Source organism: Pigmentiphaga sp. NML030171, assembly GCF_002188635.1.
Taxonomy (GTDB): Bacteria; Pseudomonadota; Gammaproteobacteria; order Burkholderiales; family Burkholderiaceae_B; genus Pigmentiphaga; species Pigmentiphaga daeguensis.
On the sequence record NZ_NINX01000005.1, the window covers coordinates 1 to 2,134 of the forward strand.

Here is a 2,134-nt window from a genome sequence, read left to right on the forward strand (position 1 = left end):
TTTTGGCATTGGGCCCTCGGCGCTGACGGAGGCCATGGGCATGCTCAACCACCATTTCGCAGCAGCCGCCTGATCGGCGCAGAGCGACAGCCTACCTCTGACTGCCGCCAATCTTTGCAACAGAGCCTCCGTCGCCATGCTCACCTCGCTTTGGTGCACACGAGTATTGAGCATAGTCGAGATTGGTGCAGATCACTTCTGATATTGAACTGTCAGGAGCTGGCTGCACAACAGCCATTACGCCCAATCAACTGGTGCAGTCGTCTTCTGAAAATGACAGGTGGCAAGCTGTCGCACAACTTAGGACTTATGCGACGGGTGCGATTTTTTGGATACACAATTGTGTATCCATGCGATACTGTCGCCTTATGTCGAGCAAAGACGTTGGCCTCCGTATCCGTGTTGGGCGTCATTGCACATCCCGGAGCGTGACATCATCAACCCGGCCTGCGATCCCATGCACAACGGCAAACTCATCCACACCACCCGCCGTACGCTCCCCGGGTAGCTCAGCGAGGAAACTCTCCGGAAAAGAAAACTTCCGCCGACCAGGATTTCCCATCCTGACGCGAGATCCTGGTGCTCTATCTTTAATGGTCTCTGGCGTGGACTTGATTAGCGCCGGCCGGGTTTTTTTCACCATCGTCCGCGGCGGGTGCCGTCGGCTGGCCCGCGCCCGCTTTGCGGACGATCTCGTACAGCGTGAACGCGTGCCTGGACAACACCCTGTGCTTGTGGCGGATCAACAATATGGTCTGCGTGGGCGGTTTTTCCTGGATATCGACGATCGCCACCTTGTCCGCGACGTCCAGCGCCTCCAGACAGGGCGGGCACAGCGACAACAGGTCGGAGCGCTTCACATGCGCGATCGCGTCGACAAACGAGTCGCAATGCATGGCGACCCTGGGGCCGCCCAGCCCGTATCTCCGGAACATTTGCGCAAGGCTGGAGCCGCCGCGGTCCAGCGGACCGTTGACGATCCATTCGGCGTCGGCAAGCTCGCTCAGGCGGGTCGCATGCCTGAGCGGGTTCGAAGCCCTGGCCACAATGACGGACTGATGGCTGGAAAGCACATCGACCGCCAGGGAATCGTCCAGGATCGCATCGAAAACCGGACAGATGATGAATTCGACGGTCCCCGCCATCAAGGCGGCCAGCAATTCGGAATACGGGCCATTGCGGCACCGGACCATGACGTCCCCGTGCCGCCCCCGGAATTCTTCGAGCGCGGGCGGCGCCACCACCAGCGCGGCCAGCGGCGAGGCGCCGATCGAGACGACGGGCCGCCCCTGCATTTTCATGGACGCCTCGGTTTCGACCCGGGCCACCTCGGAAAGAATCAGCCGCGCCCGCGGAAGCAGGTGCTCGCCGCTGGGTGTCAGGGTAATGCCGCGCGAGTTCCTGACCAGCAGCTCAGTGCCCAGGGAAATTTCCAGCCGCTTGATGGACTTGGTCAGCGAAACCTGGCTTTGCTGGCCATGCAAGGCGGCACGCCGCAGGCTGCCGTGCTCGACGGCCAGAACGAAATCCCGCAGCTGCTGAAGCGTCAATTCGATTCTTCCCGAAAATACGCGACCGCACTGGCCAGGCCGCCCCTTCCGGCTATTGGGCCTGAAGGTTCATGGCTCTCAGGGTCTGCTTCCAGCGCTCGGCCTCGCCGCGCAGCAGGGTGTCGGTTTGCGCGGCTGTATTGGACTGCGTCACGTACACACCAAGGTCCCGCAAGCGCTGCTTGACACCCGGGTCGGCGATCGCCTGGTTCAAGGCTTTGTTGGCCACGGCGACCGCTTCGTCCGGCGTGCCGGCCGGCGCCACCATCGCGTACCACGACAATACCTGGGCCTCGGGGAATCCGGCTTCCTTCAGGGTGGGGACATCCGGAATCTCGCTGACCCGCTCGGGGGCGACTACCGCGAGCGCAGTCAGTTTACCGTCTTTCAGGTAAGGCAGCGCAGTGCTCAGGGGCAGCATGGCGAAAGACAGCTTGCCTTTGAGCAGCTCGGGCATGCCCAGCGGCGTGCCTTTATAAGGGATGGCGAACAGGTCGATGCCGGCCGACTTCTTCAGCATTTCGGTATTCAAATGCATGGAAGTGCCGACCCCGGGCATGAGATAGTTCAATTCCCCCGGCGCC

2 protein-coding genes are annotated in these 2,134 nt (G+C 61.6%); both read right to left on the reverse strand.

Translation table 11 applies throughout. The features are described 5' to 3' along the window. Positions 1 to 590: 590 nt before the first annotated feature. The gene (locus tag CDO46_RS00680) at positions 591 to 1,550 is read right to left on the reverse strand and encodes a LysR family transcriptional regulator (RefSeq protein ID WP_070401330.1); all 960 of its coding nucleotides are present in this window, start codon (positions 1,548 to 1,550) and stop codon (positions 591 to 593) included. A gap of 52 nt (positions 1,551 to 1,602) precedes the next feature. Next, a partial coding sequence (locus CDO46_RS00685; RefSeq protein WP_140416813.1) for a tripartite tricarboxylate transporter substrate binding protein occupies positions 1,603 to 2,134 on the reverse strand: 532 nt, incomplete at its 5' end.